At 65.2% G+C, this 19,207-nt stretch carries 17 protein-coding genes and 1 pseudogene; 5 read left to right on the top strand and 13 right to left on the bottom strand.

From position 1 onward, the window contains the following. Window positions 1–18 precede the first annotated feature (18 nt). The 3 genes from ACGLHR_RS20520 to ACGLHR_RS20510 all read left to right on the top strand — a co-directional run bounded on the left by ACGLHR_RS20520 (window position 19) and on the right by ACGLHR_RS20510 (window position 3,349). A complete protein-coding gene (locus tag ACGLHR_RS20520; protein WP_400096107.1) occupies window positions 19–1,077 on the top strand; it encodes a tripartite tricarboxylate transporter substrate binding protein in 1,059 nt (352 codons plus the stop codon). A gap of 87 nt (window positions 1,078–1,164) precedes the next feature. Then, on the top strand, window positions 1,165–2,325 hold the full coding sequence (locus tag ACGLHR_RS20515) for an acyl-CoA dehydrogenase family protein (RefSeq protein ID WP_400096106.1): 1,161 nt from the start codon (window positions 1,165–1,167) through the stop codon (window positions 2,323–2,325). A 13-nt stretch (window positions 2,326–2,338) separates the two neighbouring features. Beyond that, window positions 2,339–3,349 carry an acyl-CoA dehydrogenase family protein gene (locus ACGLHR_RS20510; RefSeq protein ID WP_400096105.1) on the top strand — a complete coding sequence of 337 codons (1,011 nt, stop codon included), beginning with the start codon at window positions 2,339–2,341 and terminating at the stop codon, window positions 3,347–3,349. 48 nt (window positions 3,350–3,397) lie between these two features. Here the strand turns inward: ACGLHR_RS20510 and ACGLHR_RS20505 are convergent, their stop codons facing one another. The 9 genes from ACGLHR_RS20505 to ACGLHR_RS20465 form a co-directional block, all read right to left on the bottom strand. Continuing rightward, window positions 3,398–4,924: a SpoVR family protein gene (locus tag ACGLHR_RS20505; protein WP_318235458.1), complete on the bottom strand. Its 1,527-nt coding sequence runs from the start codon at window positions 4,922–4,924 to the stop codon at window positions 3,398–3,400. 238 nt (window positions 4,925–5,162) lie between these two features. Then, entirely contained in the window at window positions 5,163–6,440 is a 1,278-nt protein-coding gene (locus tag ACGLHR_RS20500) for a YeaH/YhbH family protein (RefSeq protein WP_318235459.1), read from the bottom strand. Window positions 6,441–6,477: 37 nt separating this feature from the next. Next, a complete protein-coding gene (locus ACGLHR_RS20495; protein ID WP_318235460.1) occupies window positions 6,478–8,400 on the bottom strand; it encodes a PrkA family serine protein kinase in 1,923 nt (640 codons plus the stop codon). A 421-nt stretch (window positions 8,401–8,821) separates the two neighbouring features. Then, a complete protein-coding gene (locus ACGLHR_RS20490) occupies window positions 8,822–10,009 on the bottom strand; it encodes an acyl-CoA dehydrogenase family protein (protein WP_400096104.1) in 1,188 nt (395 codons plus the stop codon). Window positions 10,010–10,091: 82 nt separating this feature from the next. Continuing rightward, the gene (locus tag ACGLHR_RS20485) at window positions 10,092–10,871 is read right to left on the bottom strand and encodes an enoyl-CoA hydratase/isomerase family protein (RefSeq protein ID WP_400096103.1); all 780 of its coding nucleotides are present in this window, start codon (window positions 10,869–10,871) and stop codon (window positions 10,092–10,094) included. Window positions 10,872–10,931: 60 nt separating this feature from the next. Further along, entirely contained in the window at window positions 10,932–11,918 is a 987-nt protein-coding gene (locus ACGLHR_RS20480) for a tripartite tricarboxylate transporter substrate binding protein (RefSeq protein WP_400096102.1), read from the bottom strand. Between the two features lie 21 nt (window positions 11,919–11,939). Beyond that, the gene (locus ACGLHR_RS20475; protein WP_400096101.1) at window positions 11,940–13,691 is read right to left on the bottom strand and encodes a long-chain fatty acid--CoA ligase; all 1,752 of its coding nucleotides are present in this window, start codon (window positions 13,689–13,691) and stop codon (window positions 11,940–11,942) included. Between the two features lie 60 nt (window positions 13,692–13,751). Further along, window positions 13,752–14,744 carry a tripartite tricarboxylate transporter substrate binding protein gene (locus tag ACGLHR_RS20470; RefSeq protein WP_400096100.1) on the bottom strand — a complete coding sequence of 331 codons (993 nt, stop codon included), beginning with the start codon at window positions 14,742–14,744 and terminating at the stop codon, window positions 13,752–13,754. A gap of 56 nt (window positions 14,745–14,800) precedes the next feature. Continuing rightward, a complete protein-coding gene (locus ACGLHR_RS20465) occupies window positions 14,801–15,805 on the bottom strand; it encodes a tripartite tricarboxylate transporter substrate binding protein (RefSeq protein ID WP_400096099.1) in 1,005 nt (334 codons plus the stop codon). Between the two features lie 314 nt (window positions 15,806–16,119). On the opposite strand from ACGLHR_RS20465, the gene ACGLHR_RS20460 reads away from it, so the two are divergent. Continuing rightward, on the top strand, window positions 16,120–17,280 hold the full coding sequence (locus ACGLHR_RS20460; protein ID WP_400096098.1) for an AraC family transcriptional regulator: 1,161 nt from the start codon (window positions 16,120–16,122) through the stop codon (window positions 17,278–17,280). 26 nt (window positions 17,281–17,306) lie between these two features. Here ACGLHR_RS20460 and ACGLHR_RS20455 read toward each other — a convergent pair whose 3' ends face one another. Further along, window positions 17,307–17,531 (bottom strand): FCD domain-containing protein, encoded by a 225-nt coding sequence (locus ACGLHR_RS20455; RefSeq protein ID WP_400096097.1) that lies wholly within the window; start codon window positions 17,529–17,531, stop codon window positions 17,307–17,309. 17 nt (window positions 17,532–17,548) lie between these two features. Between ACGLHR_RS20455 and ACGLHR_RS20450 the strand changes: the two genes are divergently transcribed. Continuing rightward, on the top strand, window positions 17,549–17,665 hold the full coding sequence (locus ACGLHR_RS20450; RefSeq protein ID WP_400096096.1) for a biotin/lipoyl-binding protein: 117 nt from the start codon (window positions 17,549–17,551) through the stop codon (window positions 17,663–17,665). A gap of 99 nt (window positions 17,666–17,764) precedes the next feature. Here the strand turns inward: ACGLHR_RS20450 and ACGLHR_RS20445 are convergent, their stop codons facing one another. The 3 genes and pseudogenes from ACGLHR_RS20445 to ACGLHR_RS20435 all read right to left on the bottom strand — a co-directional run. Further along, window positions 17,765–18,247 carry a hypothetical protein gene (locus tag ACGLHR_RS20445; RefSeq protein WP_400096095.1) on the bottom strand — a complete coding sequence of 161 codons (483 nt, stop codon included), beginning with the start codon at window positions 18,245–18,247 and terminating at the stop codon, window positions 17,765–17,767. A 280-nt stretch (window positions 18,248–18,527) separates the two neighbouring features. Beyond that, window positions 18,528–18,962: a universal stress protein gene (locus ACGLHR_RS20440; protein ID WP_400096094.1), complete on the bottom strand. Its 435-nt coding sequence runs from the start codon at window positions 18,960–18,962 to the stop codon at window positions 18,528–18,530. 45 nt (window positions 18,963–19,007) lie between these two features. After that, a pseudogene (locus ACGLHR_RS20435) lies at window positions 19,008–19,136 on the bottom strand (YdcH family protein); the annotation flags it as partial. Window positions 19,137–19,207: the final 71 nt, after the last annotated feature.

Raw genomic sequence — 19,207 nt, 5'->3', positions numbered from 1 at the left:
CTGCACCGGAGGAGACCTATGCAAGAACATAAGAAACATAAAAAGACAGAGAAGTACGGCAAGACCAGCGACAAGGACTTCAGCATCAACAGGGCGGCCCGGCACCCCCGCGCGCGCGGCGTGCCGCTGCTGCTGGCGCTCGGCCTCATTGCGGGTCCGGCCGGCGCCGCCGGCGACGCCGGCTATCCCGCCCACCTGGTCAAGCTGGTGGTGCCGTTTCCGCCCGGCGGGCCCACCGACCTGGTCTCGCGCGTCATCGCCAGGAAGATGTCGGATGAACTCGGCCAGCAGGTGGTGGTGGACAACCGCCCCGGCGCCAATGGCAATATCGCGGCCGAGATGGTCGCCAAAGCGCCGGCAGACGGCTACACGGTGCTCTACAACACCTCGTCGATCGCGCTCAGCCCCGCGCTGTACAAGAAGCTCTCGTACGACGTGCGCCGCGACTTCACGCCGGTGGCCATGACGGCGATGGTGCCGCTGGTGCTGGAGGTCAACGCCCAGGTGCCGGCCAACAACCTGGCCGAGTTCATCCAGTACCTGAAGGCCAACCCGGGCAAGCTGACCTACGGCTCGGCCGGCAACGGCAACGTGACCCACCTGGCGGCCTTCCTGTTCCTGCAGGCCAACGGCTTGTCGGCGGTGCACGCGCCGTACAAAGGCAGCGCGCCGGCGCTGACCGACCTGGCTGGCGGCCAGGTGCAGTTCATGACCGACACCATCAACTCCTCGCTGCCCTTTATCCGCGACAAGCGCATGAAGGCGCTCGCGGTCACCAGCAACTCCCGCAGCTCGCAACTGCCCGATGTGCCGACGGTGGCGGAAACCGTGATGCCGGGCTTCGAGGTGGGTGCGTGGCAAGGCATGCTGGTGCCGGCCAGGACCCCGCCGGAGATCGTGCGCAGGCTCAATGCCGCCACGCTCGGCGCGCTGGGCGCGCCGGACGTGCGTGCCAGCCTGGCAGCGCAAGGCGCCGAGCCGCGCGGCAACAGCCCCGAGGACTACGGCAAATATCTCGGGCAGGAAATCGACCGCTGGCACAAGGTGGTGAAGGATTCCGGCGTGACGCTGGACTGATCCGCCCGGGCGCGCGTGGCGCGCCCCCCTCCCCGACTCGCCAGATTCCCCGACTCCCCGATTCCCCGTTTCTCACGGAGACCCATTTTGACTTCCCTGCCCAGCACCTTCCAGCTGACTGCCTTGCCGCCGGCAGCGGCCGCCTTCCGGCGCGAGGTGAAGGCCTTCCTGGCCGAACACCTGCCGGCCCTGCCGCCCGAGATCCGCGCCCGTTCGTGGATGGGCTTCAACGCCGATTTCAGCCGCGCGCTGGCGCGCCGCGGCTGGGTGGGCATCACCTTGCCCGCGCAATATGGCGGCGCCGGGCTCGATCCGTTCTCACGCTTCGTGCTGGTGGAGGAACTGCTGGCCTGTGGCGCGCCGGTCTCGGCACACTGGATCGCGGACCGCCAGAGCGGGCCACTGATCCTGCGTTACGGCAGCGACACACAAAAGGCGTTTTACCTCCCGCGCATCTGCCAGGGCGAGGCCTTCTTCTGCATCGGCATGAGCGAGCCCAATTCCGGCTCCGACCTGGCCAGCGTCGCGACCCGCGCCGTGCCGCAGCCGGACGGCGGCTGGCGCCTGAACGGCCGCAAGATCTGGACGACCAACGCCGATCGCTGCCACTACATGCTGGCGCTGGTGCGCACCTCCGGCACGGGCGAGGACCGTCAGCGCGGCTTGTCGCAGGTCATCATCGACCTGTCCGCACCGGGCGTGACCGTGCGCCCGATCCGTGACCTGGCGGGCGATGCGCATTTCTCCGAAGTCAGCTTCGAGGACGTGATGCTGCCTGAAGCGGCGCTGGTTGGCCGCGAGGGCAGCGGCTGGGAGCAGGTCAACGCGGAACTGGCCTTCGAGCGCAGCGGCCCGGAGCGGCTGTATTCCAGTGTGGTGCTGCTCGATACCTGGATCGCGGCGCTGCGGCGCGCGCCCGCCGCGCGGCGCGACACCGTCACCATCGGCCGGCTGGCCGCCAGGCTGGCGGTGCTGCGGGCCATGTCGCTGGCGGTGACCGCCCGGCTCGCCGCGGGCGAGAGCCCGGTGGTGGAAGCCGCGCTGGTCAAGGACCTGGGCACGGAATTCGAGCAGTCCGTGCCGGCGCTGGCGGAGGCCGCGCTGGGTGACGACCCGCACCTCGCCGCCGATCCCGACCTGTACCGCACCCTGGCCTACGTCAGCCAGGTCGCCCCGTCCTATTCGCTGCGCGGCGGCACGCGCGAGATCCTGCGCGGCATGATTGCCCGGGGCCTTGGCCTGCGCTGAACCGGAGTACCCTATGCATAACGCTTACTCGGACGCGCTCGACACCGTGCTGCGCGACTGCTGCACGCCCGCCGTCGTCCGCGCCATCGAACGCGGAGAAAACCACCTGCCCTTGTGGCAGTCATTGCAAGACAGCGGTTTTGCCGATTGCCTGCTGCCCGAAGCGGCCGGCGGCGCGGGCTTGCCGCTGGACGAACTGGCGCCGGTGCTGTTCGCGCTGGGCCGCCACGCACTGCCCCTGCCGCTGGGCCAGACCATGTTCGCGCGTGCGCTGCTGCACGCCGCCGGGATGGCGGTGCCAGCCGAACCCATCGCGCTGGCGAGCTTCGACATGGAAGACGGCGCCACGGATGCGGTTCTCGTCGCAGGGGGCGCGCAAGCGGCCTGGTTCCTGGTCCAGGAAGGCACGCAGTGCGTGCTGCTGCCACGCACCCGGGCACAAGTGCGCGCGACCGGCGCCCATGCGGATCTGGCCCTGGTCCTGCAGCGCCCTGTCCCGGGCGGACTGCCTTTGTTCGCGCTGCCCGCGGGCGCGCTGCGCCAGATCGGCGCCTGTCTGCACGCCGTGCAACTGGCCGGCGCCATGTCACATGTGTTCGACATGACGCTGCAATATGCCAACGACCGCCAGCAGTTCGGCCGCGCCATCGGCAAGTTCCAGGCGATCCAGCACCAGATCAGCGTGATGGCCGAACACGTCACCGCCGCGCGCGTGGCCGCGCAGATCGCCTGTGCCGCCAGTGGCTGGCAGCCAGACCCGCTGCGCGCTGCCATCGGCAAGCTCAACGCCAGCGAAGCGGTCACGCCGGTGGCCGCCATCGCCCATGCAGTGCACGGGGCCATTGGCATCACCGAGGAATATGACCTGCAGATCCATACGCGCCGCCTGCATGCCTGGCGGCTGGCGGACGGGTCGGAAACTTACTGGGGACGGGTGATAGGCGAAGCGGTGTGCGGGTATCCGGAGCCGAGCGTGGGCCTCATCGACCAGGTGCGAACCTGGAGCGTCGACGCAGCGGCGTAACGCTGTCTGCAAATAGGGCGGCGCGTGGTGCGCCGCCCTCCTCGGCCATCAAGCCGCCTTGCGATGCCGGCGTTCCGGCTTGCATTCGTACTTGGATTCGCGCCGGCCGTCTTCGTAGGCCACTTCCAGGCGCACCGTAAAGCCCCACAGCCGCGTGACGTGGCGGATCACCTCGTCGAAGTTCTGCGCCAGCGGGCGGCGGTCGTTCTGCAGGTGGCGCAAGGTCAGCGAGCGATCGCCCCCCACATCCACATTGGTGATCTGGATGTTGGGCTCCATGTTCGACAGGTCATACTGGTTGGCCAGCAACTGGCGGATGTTGCGGTAGCCCTCGTCGTCATGGATGGCGGTCACCCGCAGCTTGCCTTCGCGGTCGTCGTCGAGCACGGAGAACAGCTTGAGCTCGCGGATCACGCGCGGCGACAGGAACTGCAGCAGGAAGCTCTCGTCCTTGAAGTTGCGCATGGCGAAGTCGAGCGTCTTGCGCCAGTCGCTGCCGGCAAATTCCGGCGCCCAGCGGTAGTCTTCCTCGGTCGGGTTCTCGCACATGCGGCGCAGGTCCTGGAACATCAGGAAGCCTATCGTGTACGGGTTGAGGCCGCTGTAGTACGGGCTGTTGTACGGCGGCTGGTAAATCACGTTGGTGTGCGCCTGCAGCAATTCCATCATGAAGGCGTCGTTGACCAGGCCTTCTTCATAGAGCTGATGCAGGATGGTGTAGTGCCAGAACGTGGCCCAGCCTTCGTTCATGACCTTGGTCTGGCGCTGCGGGTAGAAATACTGGGCGATCTTGCGCACGATGCGCACGATCTCGCGTTGCCACGGCGCCAGCTTTGGCGCGTTCTTCTCGATGAAGTAGAGCAGGTTTTCCTGCGGCTCCGGCGGAAAGGCGGCGTCGCGCTCGAAGCCTTCATCGTCTTCCAGCGCGTGCGCGCGGTGCTTGGGCAGGGTTCGCCACAGGTCGTTGACCTGCGTCTGCAGGTAGTTCTCCCGCTCGGTCTGGCGCGCCTGCTCCTCGGCAATGGAGAGCTTCTTGGGCCGCTTGTAGCGGTCCACGCCGTAGTTCTGCAGCGCGTGGCAGGAATCCAGCAGCAACTCCACTTCCTGCTCGCCATAGCGTTGCTCGCATTCGGCTACGTAGTTCTTGGCGAACAGCAGGTAGTCGATGATGGCGTCGGCGTTGGTCCAGGTGCGGAACAGGTAGTTGCCCTTGAAGAAGGAATTGTGGCCGTAGCAGGCGTGCGCGATGGTCAGCGCCTGCATGGGCATGGTGTTTTCCTCCATCAGGTAGGCGATGCAGGGATTCGAGTTGATGACGATCTCGTAGGCCAGCCCCATGTGCCCGCGCTGGTAGCTGCGCTCGGACGCGAGGAAATGCTTGCCATACGACCAGTGGCTGTAGCCCACCGGCAAGCCGGACGATGCGTAGGCATCGAGCATCTGCTCGGCGGTAATGATCTCGACCTGATTGGGATAGGTGTCCAGGCCGAAATCGCCGGCAATGCGGGCGATTTCGCGGTCATAGCGCTGGATCAGCTCGAAGGTCCACTCCGAGCCGGTGGAGAGATATGCCATTTACGACCCCCGTTGCGGGTGAAGCCCTTGCCCGCGTGTCAGTCTTACAACGAGTCCTACAACGACCTTGGGTTGCTCCCCTCTCCCGCGAGCGGGAGAGGGGCCGGGGGAGAGGGCGGGTGCATCGACGAAGTGTCCGCGCCTGAAAACCACCCCTTTCCCCCTACCTCTCCCTGAGGGGAGAGGGGAAAAAAACTTATGGTGGGTGCGCACGTGCGCACCATGCTCGCCGCCGGACTCAGCGGCTTGACGGCCAGGCTGCCTTCTTCTGGAACAGGTCATGCAGCACGGGATAGATCTCGTCCGGCCCGATGATGCGCTGCATGGCGAAGTTCTCATGGCGCTCCTTCACCGCCAGATATTCTTCCCAGAGATTCTGCGGCTCCTCCGACGCCACCTCCACATACGCGTAGTACTGCACCAGCGGCAGGATGGATTCGCGCAGCAGGCGCCCGCACAACTCCGAATCGCCCGCCCAGTTGTCGCCGTCCGATGCCTGGGCGCAGTAGATATTCCACTGGCTGGCGGGATAGCGGTCGTGGATCACCTCGACCATCAGCTTGAGCGCGCTGGACACAACCGTACCACCGGATTCGCGCGAATGGAAGAAGTCCTCCTCGTTGACTTCCTTCGCCACCGTGTGATGGCGAATGAACACGACGTCGATGCGGTCATAGTTGCGCTTGAGGAAGAGGTACAGGAGCATGAAGAAGCGCTTGGCGAGATCCTTCCGGCTCTCGTCCATGGAGCCGGAGACGTCCATCAGGCAGAACATCACCGCCTGCGCCTGCGGGCGTTTCTTCAGCACGCGGTTGTTGTAGCGCAGGTCGAGCTTTTCGATAAAGGGCACGCGTTCCACGCACGAGCGCAGGTGGCGCATTTCCTTCATCAGTTCGAGCGCCCGTGCCGAATAGGGTCCGTCCTGCTCCAGCACCTCGCCATACTCCTGCTCCAGCAGCGCGAGCTTCTTCTGGTACGGGCTCGACAAGGCGATACGGCGCCCCAGCGAGCTTCGCATCGTGCGCAGGATCGAGAGATTGGACGGCGTGCCGTCGATGGAGAAGCCTGCCCTGACCTTGCGGACCTCGGCGATCTTGGCAAGATGGCGCTTGGCCATGTCCGGCAGCGCCATGTCCTCGAAAAAGAAATTGAGGAAATCCTCGCGCGACAGCGTGAAGACGAAATCGTCCTCGCCTTCACCCGAATCGCTCGCCTTGGAACCGCCTCCACCGCCCCCTTGCTGCTGGCGGTCGAAGCTATCCCCCCGGACAAATTTCTTGTTGCCCGGATGGATCCACTCCCGCCGGCCGCCCTGGCCGTGGTGAAAGGCTGGCTCGGAGATGTCCTTGACCGGAATGGACACCTGCCCGCTTTGCTCGATGTCCATGATCTTCCGGCCGGACACCGCCTTCGCTACCGCCTGGCGTATCTGTTCGCGGTAGCGTTTGATGAAGCGTTGCTGGTTGACGGCACTTTTGTTGCCGCCGTTCTCGCGCCGATCGATGACCGTGGCCATATGCTTGCTCTCTTGGAGAGGCCTCGTCCAGGCGCCGTTACGATGATTTTCTTACGCGCAAATACCACTCCACAAGTAGGCGGACCTGCTTCGCGGTGTACCCCTTCTCAACCATGCGGTTGACGAAGTTCGCGTGCTTGTCCTGATCCTCGCGAGAGGATTTGGCGTTGAACGAGATCACGGGCAGCAAGTCTTCGGTAGTGGAGAACATGCGCTTCTCGATCACCATGCGCAACTTCTCGTAGCTGGTCCACGCGGGGTTCTTGCCCGCGTTGTTGGCCCGCGCGCGCAGCACGAAGTTGACGATCTCGTTGCGGAAGTCCTTGGGGTTGGATATCCCCGCGGGCTTCTCGACTTTCTCAAGCTCGTCGTTCAACGCGTTGCGGTCGAGAATCTCGCCGGTATTCGGGTCGCGATACTCCTGGTCCTGGATCCACAGGTCGGCAAACACCACGTAGCGATCGAAGATGTTCTGGCCGTATTCGGAGTACGACTCCAGGTAAGCGGTCTGGATCTCCTTGCCGATGAACTCCACGAACGGTGCGGTCAGATACTCCTTGATGTAGGACCGCAGCTTGGCTTCCTGCTCCGGCGGGAACTGCTCGCGCTCGATCTGTTGCTCGAGCACATAGAGCAGGTGCACCGGATTGGCGGCCACCTCGGTATTGTCGAAGTTGAAGACCTTGGACAAGACCTTGAAGGCGAAACGCGTGGACAAGCCGTTCATGCCTTCGTCGATGCCCGCGTAGTCGCGATACTCCTGGTACGACTTGGCCTTGGGGTCGACATCCTTCAGGCTCTCGCCGTCATAGACGCGCATCTTGGAGAAGATGTTCGAATTCTCCGGCTCCTTGATGCGGGTGAGCACGGCGAACTGCCCCATCATCTTCAAGGTGTTGGGCGCGCAAGGTGCGGCCGACAGCGAACTGCTGCGCAACAGCTTGTCGTAGATCTTCACCTCCTCCGACACGCGCAGGCAGTACGGCACCTTGACGATGTAGATCCGGTCGAGGAAAGCCTCGTTGTTCTTGTCGGCCTTGAAGGTTGTCCACTCGGCTTCGTTCGAGTGCGCCAGGATGATGCCGTCGAAGGGGATCGCGCCGAAGCCCTCGGTACCCTTGTAGTTGCCTTCCTGGGTCGCGGTCAGCAGCGGGTGCAGCACCTTGATCGGCGCCTTGAACATCTCCACGAACTCAAGCAGCCCGCGGTTGGCCAGGCACAGCCCGCCGGAATACGAGTAAGCGTCCGGATCGTCCTGCGGGAAATCTTCCAGCTTCCTGATATCTACCTTGCCGACCAGCGAGGAGATGTCCTGGTTGTTTTCATCGCCCGGCTCCGTCTTGGAAATCGCGATCTGCGACAGCACCGACGGGCGCAGCTTGACCACGCGAAAGCGCGTGATGTCGCCGTTGAACTCATGCAGGCGCTTGACCGCCCAGGGCGAGGCGATGGTGTTGAGATAGCGCACCGGGATGCCGTAGTCCTCTTCCAGGATCTTGCCGTCTTCCTCGGGGGAGAACAGCCCGAGCGGCGATTCATGGATAGGCGAACCCTTCAATGCGTAGATGGGAATCTGTTCCATCAACGCCTTGAGCTTTTCCGCGAGCGAGGACTTGCCACCACCCGGAGGCCCAAGCAGGTAAAGGATCTGCTTGCGCTCCTCGAGCCCTTGCGCGGCATGCTTGAAGAAGGCGACGATCTGCTCGATCGTGTCCTCCATGCCGTAGAACTCGCGGAAGGCCGGATAGACCCTGATGACCTTGTTGAAGAACAGGCGGGACAGCCGAGGATCGTGGTGGGTATCCACCAGTTCGGGCTGACCAATGGCGGCGAGCATGCGCTCGGATGCGGTCGCATAGGCGGAAGGATCCTTCTTGCAGATATCCAGGTACTCCTGGATGCTGTATTCCTCTTCCTTGCGACCTTCGAAGCGTGTGGCGTAGTGGCCGAAAATGTCCATACCTCACTCCCGTCAGAGACCCGTCCGAGGCGAAGGTAGATCTACTACAAATCAAGATCCCGCGGCAGCGCTTGCGGTTCCGCCACCCCGGCTTGGCGGTGCTGCCATGTTGCGAAATCTTTACTTAATCATAGTCAAATAACGGCGAGAGCTGAGAGTCGGTTGACGAACTTTGCAATGGCGCAACGGATCAGCTCGACTCACCGTACTACCACTCCAGGCCCCACTCGCGACGGGCATTTGAACCATGTCTTGTGACACACATTACACCTTTCCGTTATTCCGTGCACACCTGCTTTTGTAACGAGAAACGCGCTTGCCCCCTCGCAACCCGCGCTGGGCGGGGCTTTGCGGCCGGCCTACTTCCAACGTACTACGACGTTGGCATGAGAGGCTTGCCGCATGGCCCCGCGCCCACGCATCACAGCGTGCGCGCCACCAGCTCCTTCATGATCTCGTTGGAGCCGCCATAAATCTTGCTGACCCGCGCGTTCGCATACATGCGAGCGATCGGGTATTCGAGCATATAACCATACCCGCCATGCAGCTGCAGGCATTCATCGATGACTTCGCAGTTCTTCTGCGAGCACCACCACTTGGCCATGGCCGCAGTGGGGGCATCGAGTTCGCCGGCGAGCAAGCGCACCATGCAATCATCGACGAATGTCGCGGCGATGGTTGCCTCGGTCTTGCACTCCGCCAGCTTGAAGCGCGTGTTCTGCATATCGATCAGCGGTTTTCCGAACACCTGCCGCTCACGTACGTAGTCGGTGGTGAGCTCGATCGCGCGCTGCATGCTCGCCACCGCACCAAGCGCGATGATCATGCGCTCCTGCGGCAGTTGCTGCATCAGCTGATAGAAGCCCTTGCCCTCCTCGTCGCCCAGCAGGTTCTCGACCGGCACGCACACGTCGTCGAAGAACAACTCGGCGGTGTCCTGGCCTTTCTGCCCGATTTTTTCCAGAATGCGGCCGCGCCTGAAGCCAGGCTGGTCCCGGGTCTCGACCATGATGAGCGAGACCCCTTTCGTGCCGGCATCGGGATCGGTCTTGGCTACCACGCAAACGAGGTCGGCATGGTAGCCGTTGGTGATGAAGGTTTTTGCACCGTTGATGCGATAGATGTCTCCATTCTGGTTCTTCTCACGCACCGCTCGGGTGCGTACCGACTTGAGATCCGAGCCCGCGCCGGGTTCCGACATGGCGATGGCGGCCACCATGGCGCCTGAAGCCATCTGCGGAAGCCATTTGCGCTTCTGCGCCTCGGTACCGTAGTTGAGCAAGTAATGGGCCACGATGCCGCTGTGCACGCCATTGCCCAGGCTGGTGGCGATGGCACGTGCCATTTCGTTACAGATCACCGCCTCGTGGGCAAAGTTCCCGCCGCCGCCGCCGTACGCCTCGGGAATGCTGGCGCACAGCAGGCCAACCTCGCCGGCGCGGTTCCAGACTTCGCGGTCGATGTAGCCGCGCTCGGCCCAGCGCGCCTCGTTCGGCACCAGCTCGCGCTCCACGAAGCGGCGTACGGTGTCCTGGAACATGACCAGGTCTTCGCTCATCCAGGGCACCCTGCGGGCGGCCATCGCCATGTTCTTGTCGGAATTTCCCATGTTGTTCTCCTTGATGGTTGCCGGTGATGCCGGTGATGCCGGTGTTGCGTTGCAGCACCACGCGGTTGTTGTCGGGTGGTGTTCAGTCGGGCCAGCGATAGCGCGGCGGCTGCTTTTCCAGGAAGCGTGCGGCGGCCTCCTTGCGGTATTCGGTGGCGAAAGCGATACCCTGGCCGTCCGCCTCCATCTCCAGCATGCTATGCAGGTCCTGGTTCAGCGAGGCATTGAGCGCCTTCTTGGTCAGCGCAACCGCCACCGGCGAGGCGTCGGTAAAGGCCGAGGCGAGCGCCAGCGCGCGGGCCTGCAGATCCTCCGGTGGCACGATTTCCATCACGATGCCCTGCTCCAGTGCCGCTGCGGCACTCAGTTCGCGCATCGAGAACATCAGCGCCTTGGCGCGCTGCAGGCCAATCATGCGCGGCAGCGTGTAGAACACGCCGCAATCCGGGATCAGGCCCAGGCGCAGGAAGGGCAGGCCAAAGCGCGCGCGCGGCGTCGCCAGGATGATGTCGGCCACGAGCGCCAGGCTGAAGCCGGCGCCATAGGCCGCGCCGTCCACCGCCGCTATCACCGGGCGGTCGAGGTGGATCAGGTCTTCCAGCCAGGGATGGATGGCCGCCAGGCGCTGCCGGCCCTGGTCAGCGCTGATCTCGCCCTGCATCGAGCTGATGTCGCCGCCGGAACAGAAGTCCGTGCCCGCGCCGGTGAGGATCAGCGCGCGCACGCTGGTGTCCTGGCGCAGCTGGTGCACGACATCGCCGATCTCGCGGCGCATGGTGCCGTTCAGGGCGTTCTTGCGCTTGGGGAAATCGAGCGTGAGGGTGGCAACACCGTCGGCAACGGCGTAGCGGATGGTCTCCATGGCGAACTCCTCTGGGTGGCCCCGGTGAATATATGTCGTAGCCGTCATAGGATCGGCGGCTCAGTCGAGCTGGATATGGGCGTCGCGGACGATGCGGGCCCACTTGGGCGTGTCCGTCGCGATCACCGCCGCCAGCTCCTCCGGGGAGGAGCCCACCGGCTGTAGCCCCATCGCCGACAGCTTTTGCGAGATGTCCGGGAGCCGCACGATGCGGGCGATCTCGGTGGAGAGCCGGCTGACCACGTCGCGCGGCGTATTGGCGGGCAGGAACACCGAGAACCAGCCGCTCGGCTCAAACCCGGAGAAACCGGCTTCGGCGAAGGTCGGCACGGACGGAATCGACTTGTAGCGCTGGGTGCCGGTGATGGCGAGGATCTTGAACTTCCCGCTATTTAGATAGCTGTTGGCGGAGGTCACATCGACAAAGGCCGAATCGACCTGCCCGCCCAGCACGTCGCTCATCAGCGGCGCGGCGCCTTTGTATGGGATGTGTGCAAGGTCCACGTGCGCCTGCATCTTGAGCAGCTCGCCATGCAAATGCGAGGAGGTGCCGTTGCCGTAGGAGCCGTAGCTGAGCTTGCCGGCCTTGGCCAGGGCCACGAACTCGGCAAGCGTGCTGGCCGGCACCCGGTTGGGCACCACGAACAGGTCGGAGGACCTGGCCAGCAGCGAAACCGGCGCGAAGTCGTGGGCCACGTCGTACGGAATGCGCTTGTACAAGCTGGGCGACTGGATCATGGCGGTGATGCCGAGCAGCACCGCGTAGCCGTCGGGCGGCGCCTTGGCCACGATGTCGTTGCCGAGCATGCCGCTGGCGCCGGGCTTGTTGTCGACCACTACCGGCTGGCCCCAGGCCTCGGTCAGGCGCTGGCCAATCATGCGCGCGATGGTATCGGTGCCGCCGCCGGCGGGGTACGGCACCACCATGCGGATGGGCCGCCCCGGATAGGTGCCCTGCGCCAGCGCGGGCAACTGCCATCCGCCCAGCAATGCGCCGCCGCCCAGCGCTGCCGCCTGGCCCAGCCAGTTTCGTCTCGATGTCTTCATGATGTCTCCCCTTGTTCTTGTTCAGGCCGCGCTGCCGGCGGCGGCCGGCTGCTCCCCGCCTTGGTCCAGCTCCAGCTCCTGCAGCGCCCGCCACTGGATCTTGCCGGTGGCCGATTTGGGCAAGGCATCGACAAAGCTGACGATGCGCGGCACCTTGTACGCCGCCAGCCGCTCGCGGCACCACGCCATGATCTGCTCGGCGCTGGCTTCGGGCGTGCCGCGCGCGGCCGGCTTGAGCGCCACCACAGCCTTGACGGTCTCGCCGCGGCGCGCGTCGCGCGCGGCGATCACGCAGGCTTCGTGGATGGCGGGATGCCCGTAGAGCAGGTTCTCCACCTCGGCCGGCCAGACCTTGAAGCCGGATGCGTTGATCATGCGTTTGAGCCGGTCACGCATGAAGAAGTAGCCTTCCTCGTCCATGAAGCCGAGATCGCCGGTGCGCAGGAAACGCTTGCCGTCGATCTCGACGAACGATTCCGCGTCGGCCTGCGGGTTGCGCCAGTAGCCGCGCATCACCTGCGCGCCATGGGTCACGATCTCGCCCAGTTCGCCCTGCGGCAGCTCGGCCAGCGTGTGCGGGTCGATCACACGCGCGTCCACGCCGAACGTGGCGATGCCCAGGCATTCGCGCTTGGGCCGGTGGCGCGGGTTGGACAGCAAGAAGGCGGCGGTCTCGGTCAGGCCGTAAGCCTCCACGTAAGGCAGCCCAAAGCGCTCCTGCAGCATGGTGGCCACGGCATCCGGCATGGCCGCGCCACCGCCGCCCAGGTAGGCAAGGCTGGAGAGGTTGCGCTCGCCGATGCCCGGCTGCGCAAAGAAATCCACCAGCATGGCGGGCGGCGCGCCCCAGGTGGAGACCTGGTAGCGCTCGATCAGGTCTGCTGCCAGCGCGCGATCCCAGCGCGGCAGCAACACGATGGTGGCACCCAGGTAAAGCGGAGCGTGGATGCCGTTCTGCATGCCCAGCAGATGGAACATCGGCGCGACCGAGAGGCACACGCTCTCGGGGCTGGCGCTGCGCCAGAGCTGCGAGCCCACCGCCGCGCTCATCAGCGTGCCGTGCGTATGCATGCAGCCCTTGGGATGGCCGGTGGTGCCCGAGGTGTAGGCCAGCATGCACAGCGTGCCATAACCGGCCTCATGCGCGCGCGGGGCATGGCCCGCGGCATTGGCCTGCTTCCAGGCCGCCAGCGTGGCGCCTGCCGGCGTGCAGGCGGGCAGCGGGGTGGGCTCGTAAAGCCAGGCGGGCACGCCATCGCTGCCACCGGCCGCCTCAAGCATGTCCCCGTACTGATGCACGATCACGTGCGGCAGCCTGGCGCCATGCAGCGGCGCGATCTGGGGATAAAGCTCCGCCGCGACGAACGCCGCCACCGCGCCGCTGTCCGCGACCACGTGTTCGAGCTCCCCGGTCAGCCACATCGGGTTGGCCGGCACCACCACCGCCTCGGCGCGCAGGATGGCGTAGTAGGCCACGATGAACTGCGGGCAGTTTTGGCTGAACAGCACCACGCGGTCGCCCGGCGCCACGCCGCAGGCCTGCTGCAGGTAGCCGGCCATGCGCTCGATCTGCGCGTGCAGGCTGGCGTAGGAGATGGCGGCATGGAAATACTGGATCGCGGTCTTGTCCGGATAGCGCCGGGCGGCCACCTCGACGTTGTAGGCCAGGCTGGTGCGCGGCACGCGCACCTCGGCGGGCATGCCCGCAGGCCAGTGGGGGGAGCGGTAGGCCGGGGCCCGGGAGACCAGGGAAGCAGAAGCAGCTTGATTCATGGGAAACACAAAGAAGGAAAATCGCCGGCCGCCGCCGGCTCGGCGTTCATCAAGGCGGAGTTAGTCAAGGCGGATGTTCTGGGTGCGGATGACCTTGCCCCAGCGCGCGTAATCACTGCGCATGGTCTCGGCGAAGGCATCGGGCGTGCTGCCGGCAAGCACCACGCCCATGTCGTTCATGCGTTGACGCACGGCCGGGATGGCCAGCACGCGGTTGACGTCGGCGGAGAACTTCGCCACCACCGGGCGTGGCGCGGCGGCCGGCAGCAACAGCCCGAACCAGCCCATCGAATCCATGCCCGCGATGCCGCACTCGCGAAAGGTCGGCACGTCGGGCAGTTGCGGCGCGCGCGCGGGGCCGGTCACGGCCAGCGCGCGCAGGCGGCCGGTAGCGGTGTGCGGGCGCGCGCCCATCACCGAGATGATGGCCGCGGGCACTTGGCCGCCGAGCAGGTCATTCAACTCCGGCGCCTCGCCCTTGTATGACACGTGGGTCATGTCGAGCCCCGCCGCCTCGTTGAACACTTCGCAATAGAGGTGGCCGCTGGAGCCGGTGCCGTAGGAGCCATAGTTGAACTGCTTTGGCTTGGACTTCACCAGCGCGATGAATTCGGCCAGCGTGGTGGCGGGCACCGAGTTGTGCACCGCGAACACCAGGCTGGTGGTGCCGAGATTGGACACCGGGGCAAAATCGCGCACCGGGTCGAACGGCGCCTTGGTGTACAGGCTTGGGGCCTGGACCAGCGTGGTGATGGTAAGCAGCGCGGTGTGGCCGTCGGCATCGGCCTTGGCCACGGCGTCGGCGCCGATCATGCCGCTGGCGCCCGGGCGGTTTTCCACCACGATGGGGCGCTGCCACATCTTGCCGAGCGGCTCGGCAATGGCGCGTGCCAGCACATCGGTGGCGCCGCCCGCGGGATAGGGCACCACCAGCCGCACCGGCTTGGACGGGAAGCCGTCGGCGCGAGCCGGGCTGAGGCCCAGCCCCAGGCCGCCGGCGGCGAGGGCGCCGGCTCCGATCTGCTGCAATGCCTTGCGGCGCGTGTGCTGCATCGCTTCTCCTGAATCAGCCCGGCACGGGCATGAGAGAGTTGGGGAATGCTGCGGGCTCAGTCGAGCCGGATATTGAGTTTGCGGATCACGCCGGTCCAGTAAGCCTGGTCGGCGCGTGCCACCTCGGCGAACTCCATCGGCCGGGTCCCTTTGACGATCACGCCAATGTCGGTCATGCGCTGCCGGATATCGGGGGCGGCCAGGATGGCGTTCACGTCCGCCGAGACCTTGTCCACGATCGGCCGGGGCGTGCCGGCCGGGGCAAACAGGCCGAACCAGCCAGGCCCGTCCAGGCCGCTGTAACCCAGTTCCTGGAAAGTCGGCACCTCGGGCAGCATGGGCGCCCGGGTGTTGCCCACAACCGCCAGCGCGCGCAGGCGGCCGGTGCGTACATGCGGCTTGATCCCCATCACGGAGATGGTCCCCACCGACACCTGGCTACCCAGCAGGTCGTTGAGCAGCGGCGCCTCGCCTTTGTAGGGGACATGGATCATGTCCAGCCCGGCGGCGCCGGTGAACACTTCCATATAGAGATGCGCACCGCTGCCGGTGCCGTAGGTGCCGTAGGAATACCCTTTCGGTTTGCGCTTCGCCATTTCCACCACCTCGGCAAGGCTCCCGGGCATGGACGAATTGGCGGCCACCACCAGGTGCGTGGTCGCCAGCTCCGACAGCGCGGCCAGGTCGCGCATGGGGTCGAAAGGCGGCTTTGCATACTGGCTGGGCACTTGCACCACGCTGGTCAGCGTGAGCAGCAAGGTGTAGCCGTCGGGCGGCGCCTTGGCCACCGCATCGGCACCGATCATGCCGCTGGCGCCCGGACGGTTTTCCACCACCACCGTGCGCTGCCACTGCTGGCCAAGCGGCGCGGCAATGGCACGGGCGAGTACGTCGGTGGCGCCGCCCGCCGGATAAGGCACCACCAGGCGCACCGGCTTGGCAGGGTATCCGGTGGGCACAGCGCCTTGCGCGAGCGCGCTGGCGATCCCGCAGAAGCTGCCGCCCGCGGCCAGCGAGGCCGCGCCAAGCCGTAACAGGGTCCTGCGACGTTCCGCCTGCATCCTGCTCTCCCATCTTGAACCGCCACGCCGCGCCCCGCGGATGCACAGGCCGGCAAGGGATGAGATTGCGCGATGCTGCACTGCGTGGACAATGACCTTTCGGCCCAAAATGATTGGCCGAATCGTTCAGGGAAAAGCCTGCCTTTGGTAAATCCGGATTGTGCGGGGGCGCAGCATCGGGCTAACTGACGGGCATAGCCGGGATTGAACCCGGCATCGCCCCGGCAAACCCGCCCTTTGCGCTGCGGTGCAACGGGACGCATCCCAGGGTAATTCCGGACCAGTGCCCGGAGCCCGTTGAGGACGAGGAGACAATGCAAATCGCCGCACTCAGGGCAACCGCACCATCATCGATGACGGTGCCGCTCAATGCCCGCCCGCCGGGAGCGATACTCACGCGCCGCCGGGAAGCGCCGCGCGCGGATGCCGGCCCGCCGCACGCCCGACACACCATTGCCGTGCTGCAGCTGCACCAGATCGTGCAAGGCGCGCGCCGCCTTGGCTGCGACATCGACGCCCTGCTGCGCCGCGCCGCCATTTCGCCCGCGTTGCTGCAATCGCCCAACGCACGCGTGACCCAGGGCCAGTTTGCCGCGCTGATGCGCTCCATGCGGCGCGTCATGCGCGATGAATTCTGGGGCTTGCTCAGCCGGCCCGTGGCGCCGGGCGTGTTCGCCCAGGCCTGCCAGGCCCTGGTCCACTGTGCCACGCTGGAAGATGCCATGCGCGCGGGGCTGAACCAGTACCGCCTGCACCTGGTCGATTTCGTGCCGCGGCTGCAGCAGCGCGATGGCCGCGCCACCCTGCTCCTGCTGCCCCGCGCGCCCGCCACGGCGTGCCGCCTGTATGCGGAATCCACCTTCGCCTTCCAGGCATACGGCGTAGCCAACTGGCTGGTGGCGCAGCGCATCCCCTTGCTCGGCGTCGACCTCGCCGCGCGCGCGCCGGAGCAATCGGGCGGGCCATCCAGGCTCACCGACACCGAGCGTGTATTCAACACGCAAGTCCGCTACGGACAGCCGCAGACTGCCCTGCACTTCGACGCCAACTGGCTGCGCCTGCCCGTGGTCCAGGACGCCAGCAGCCTGCAGGCCTTCCTGAACGACACGCCGCGCAACCTGCTCACCCGCTACCGCGACGACTCCTGCCTCGCCGAGCGCATCCGGCGCCACTTGCGCTGCCACCTGGACGACGAGTTGCCCTCGCTGGAGCAAATGGCCGAAACCCTGCGCCTGACCCCGCAAACCCTGCGCCGCCGCCTGCGCGACGAAGGCCGCGGCTACCAGAGCATCAAGGACAGCCTGCGCCGCGACGCGGCCATCGCCTTGCTCGAACACACGGACCTGCCGCTGCAGCAGGTGGCGCTGCGCGTGGGCTTTTCAGAACCCAGCGCGTTTCATCGGGCGTTCAAGAAATGGACGGGCGTGGCGCCGGGGGAATATCGGCAGCGCCAGATGATGGAGTCCGCGGCCTGAGTCGATGGCCCGCGCCCGGGGATGCGCTAGATCGTCTGCAGCCGGAAGCTTTCGATCGGCTCCGGGTGCGCCTGCTGCAAATGCGAGAGCACCTCGTTGCGGGAGTCCTGCATGATCTTGCGCATGGCGCGCTCGGCGGCCTGGGCATCGCCGCCGGCGATGGCAGCCAGCACCTGCTCGTAGTCGCTCACGCTTTGCACGCGGCGCTGGGCCGTGATGTAGTCCAGCGGCTGGCTGGTGACCCACAGCATCTGCCACACGCCATCGTGTGGCAGGGGAGATCCCGATTGAATCGCCGGTGAGCGGGCGGGTTGGGGAGATCAGTGTGGCGGAGGGCGATAGTGTGAATGAGGGGGAGGTGGTGGCGGTGGTGCTTGGGGCGTAAGCACAAAAGGCAACCACGGACGGCAACCACGCACGCATTGAAATGCCCGGCCTGGCTGCGCCCATCGCTGCCAGGCCGGGCAGGTTCGCCAGGGCAATGCTAGTTTTTCATGGCAGCCATCACCCCCACTGCAATCGGGGCGAGCGGAATTGCGAGGAGGAAGATCGCGCCGTCCGCAGCGACCGTGATCGGTGTCAGCAGTGCCAGGGCAGCCTTGCCGCCGACGGCCCTCTCGACATTGACGGAGAAGGTATAGGTCTGATTAAGCTGCTTGGCCCGATCCGACATGGCAAATCGCCCAGCGCGATAGCGCTTCCCTTCCATGTAATAGGAACGGGACAGCATGTCATCCGAACCCCCACGCCCGCTCCGCTTGAAACCCAAGGCCGTTGCCTGTTGCTGCGCGTCCTCCGCGGCCGCGCCGTCGAGCGACAAGGTGACACGGCCCTTCAACTCCCTCTCCCGGTCCACTCGAAATTCACTAAAACTTGCAACCAGCTTGGCATGCAAGCTGGACGAGATCGCCTGCATCAGGTTGGGGTTGGCATCCAGTACGTAATGAAACGTAGCACCAAGGATCACGATGGACTTGCCATCCTGCGAGATCAGGATCTGACTGACCGTTTCCGTATAAGCCTCGGTCTCCGTGGTTGTGATCTAGCGCGGGTCATGCAGCCACCCAAAGCAAAGGGAGCGATCACGCCCCCCGCTAGAAACGTTCGTCGATGCATTCGTGCTCCTTGACGTTCGCGTGAGACGAAAGCCCCACATCGAGCGCGATGCTATGTCAAGGAAGCATGAGATGGCCGCAGGAATTTTCTGCTTTCTCCGGAGAAATTTCCTATTCGAGCATGAAAGCGATTTAGCGGAACACCAGAACCGGAATATCGCTATGCGTCAATACTTTCTGGGTTTCGCTGCCGAGTAACAAGCCGCTGATGCCGCGCCGCCCGTGCGACGCCATGTAGATCACATCGCAGCCAAGCTCCTTCGCCATGCCGATGATGCCGCGATAAGGCGCGGCCGCGGTGGAAGTAGCCCCCGTGCACGGCACGCCGGCCAGCACCGCGGCCGCTTCCACCTTGGCCAGCTCCTCGCGCGCCGCAGCCTCGATGCGATGCTCGAAGACCGACTTCTTCTCATGGCCGGCGTCGCTGGACATCAGGAACGGATACTCCTCCAGGCACATATACGGGGTCAGCTTGGCGCCGGTCGTCCGCGCGAACTCGATGGCGGCCGGGAATGCCTTGCGCGAGAGTTCCGATCCGTCGATGGGGAGCAGGATGTGTTTGAACATGGGATGGCCTTTCGAATGTCGGATTTGGCGGATTGGAAATTGGCGTCAGGAAGCCGAAGCCTTGCGCAGGATGACGTACAGCTGGTCCTTCAGATGCAGTTTCTCCTTCTTGAGGATTTCGATGGCAGTGCCATCGGCGGGGACCAAGGCCGCCTCCATGTTCTTGATCTGTTCCATAAAATCTGCTCAAAGTTGAGCATTGGATTTATCCGCACTTCGTTGACGCGGCTTGCGCCGCCCAACTG

It is taken from the genome of Cupriavidus sp. CuC1, assembly GCF_044627735.1.
Classification (GTDB): Bacteria; Pseudomonadota; Gammaproteobacteria; order Burkholderiales; family Burkholderiaceae; genus Cupriavidus; species Cupriavidus ulmosensis.
Note: the sequence above shows the minus strand (reverse complement) of the source record. Positions and strands in the feature narration are given on the sequence as shown.

Coding starts and splice junctions, on each gene's coding strand:
- ACGLHR_RS20520 (WP_400096107.1), top strand. CDS start 19: ATGCAAGAACATAAGAAACATAAAAAGACAGAGAAGTACGGCAAGACC.
- ACGLHR_RS20510 (WP_400096105.1), top strand. CDS start 2,339: ATGCATAACGCTTACTCGGACGCGCTCGACACCGTGCTGCGCGACTGC.
- ACGLHR_RS20505 (WP_318235458.1), bottom strand. CDS start 4,924: ATGGCATATCTCTCCACCGGCTCGGAGTGGACCTTCGAGCTGATCCAG.
- ACGLHR_RS20500 (WP_318235459.1), bottom strand. CDS start 6,440: ATGGCCACGGTCATCGATCGGCGCGAGAACGGCGGCAACAAAAGTGCC.
- ACGLHR_RS20495 (WP_318235460.1), bottom strand. CDS start 8,400: ATGGACATTTTCGGCCACTACGCCACACGCTTCGAAGGTCGCAAGGAA.
- ACGLHR_RS20490 (WP_400096104.1), bottom strand. CDS start 10,009: ATGGGAAATTCCGACAAGAACATGGCGATGGCCGCCCGCAGGGTGCCC.
- ACGLHR_RS20485 (WP_400096103.1), bottom strand. CDS start 10,871: ATGGAGACCATCCGCTACGCCGTTGCCGACGGTGTTGCCACCCTCACG.
- ACGLHR_RS20480 (WP_400096102.1), bottom strand. CDS start 11,918: ATGAAGACATCGAGACGAAACTGGCTGGGCCAGGCGGCAGCGCTGGGC.
- ACGLHR_RS20475 (WP_400096101.1), bottom strand. CDS start 13,691: ATGAATCAAGCTGCTTCTGCTTCCCTGGTCTCCCGGGCCCCGGCCTAC.
- ACGLHR_RS20470 (WP_400096100.1), bottom strand. CDS start 14,744: ATGCAGCACACGCGCCGCAAGGCATTGCAGCAGATCGGAGCCGGCGCC.
- ACGLHR_RS20465 (WP_400096099.1), bottom strand. CDS start 15,805: ATGCAGGCGGAACGTCGCAGGACCCTGTTACGGCTTGGCGCGGCCTCG.
- ACGLHR_RS20460 (WP_400096098.1), top strand. CDS start 16,120: ATGCAAATCGCCGCACTCAGGGCAACCGCACCATCATCGATGACGGTG.
- ACGLHR_RS20455 (WP_400096097.1), bottom strand. CDS start 17,531: ATGCTGTGGGTCACCAGCCAGCCGCTGGACTACATCACGGCCCAGCGC.
- ACGLHR_RS20440 (WP_400096094.1), bottom strand. CDS start 18,962: ATGTTCAAACACATCCTGCTCCCCATCGACGGATCGGAACTCTCGCGC.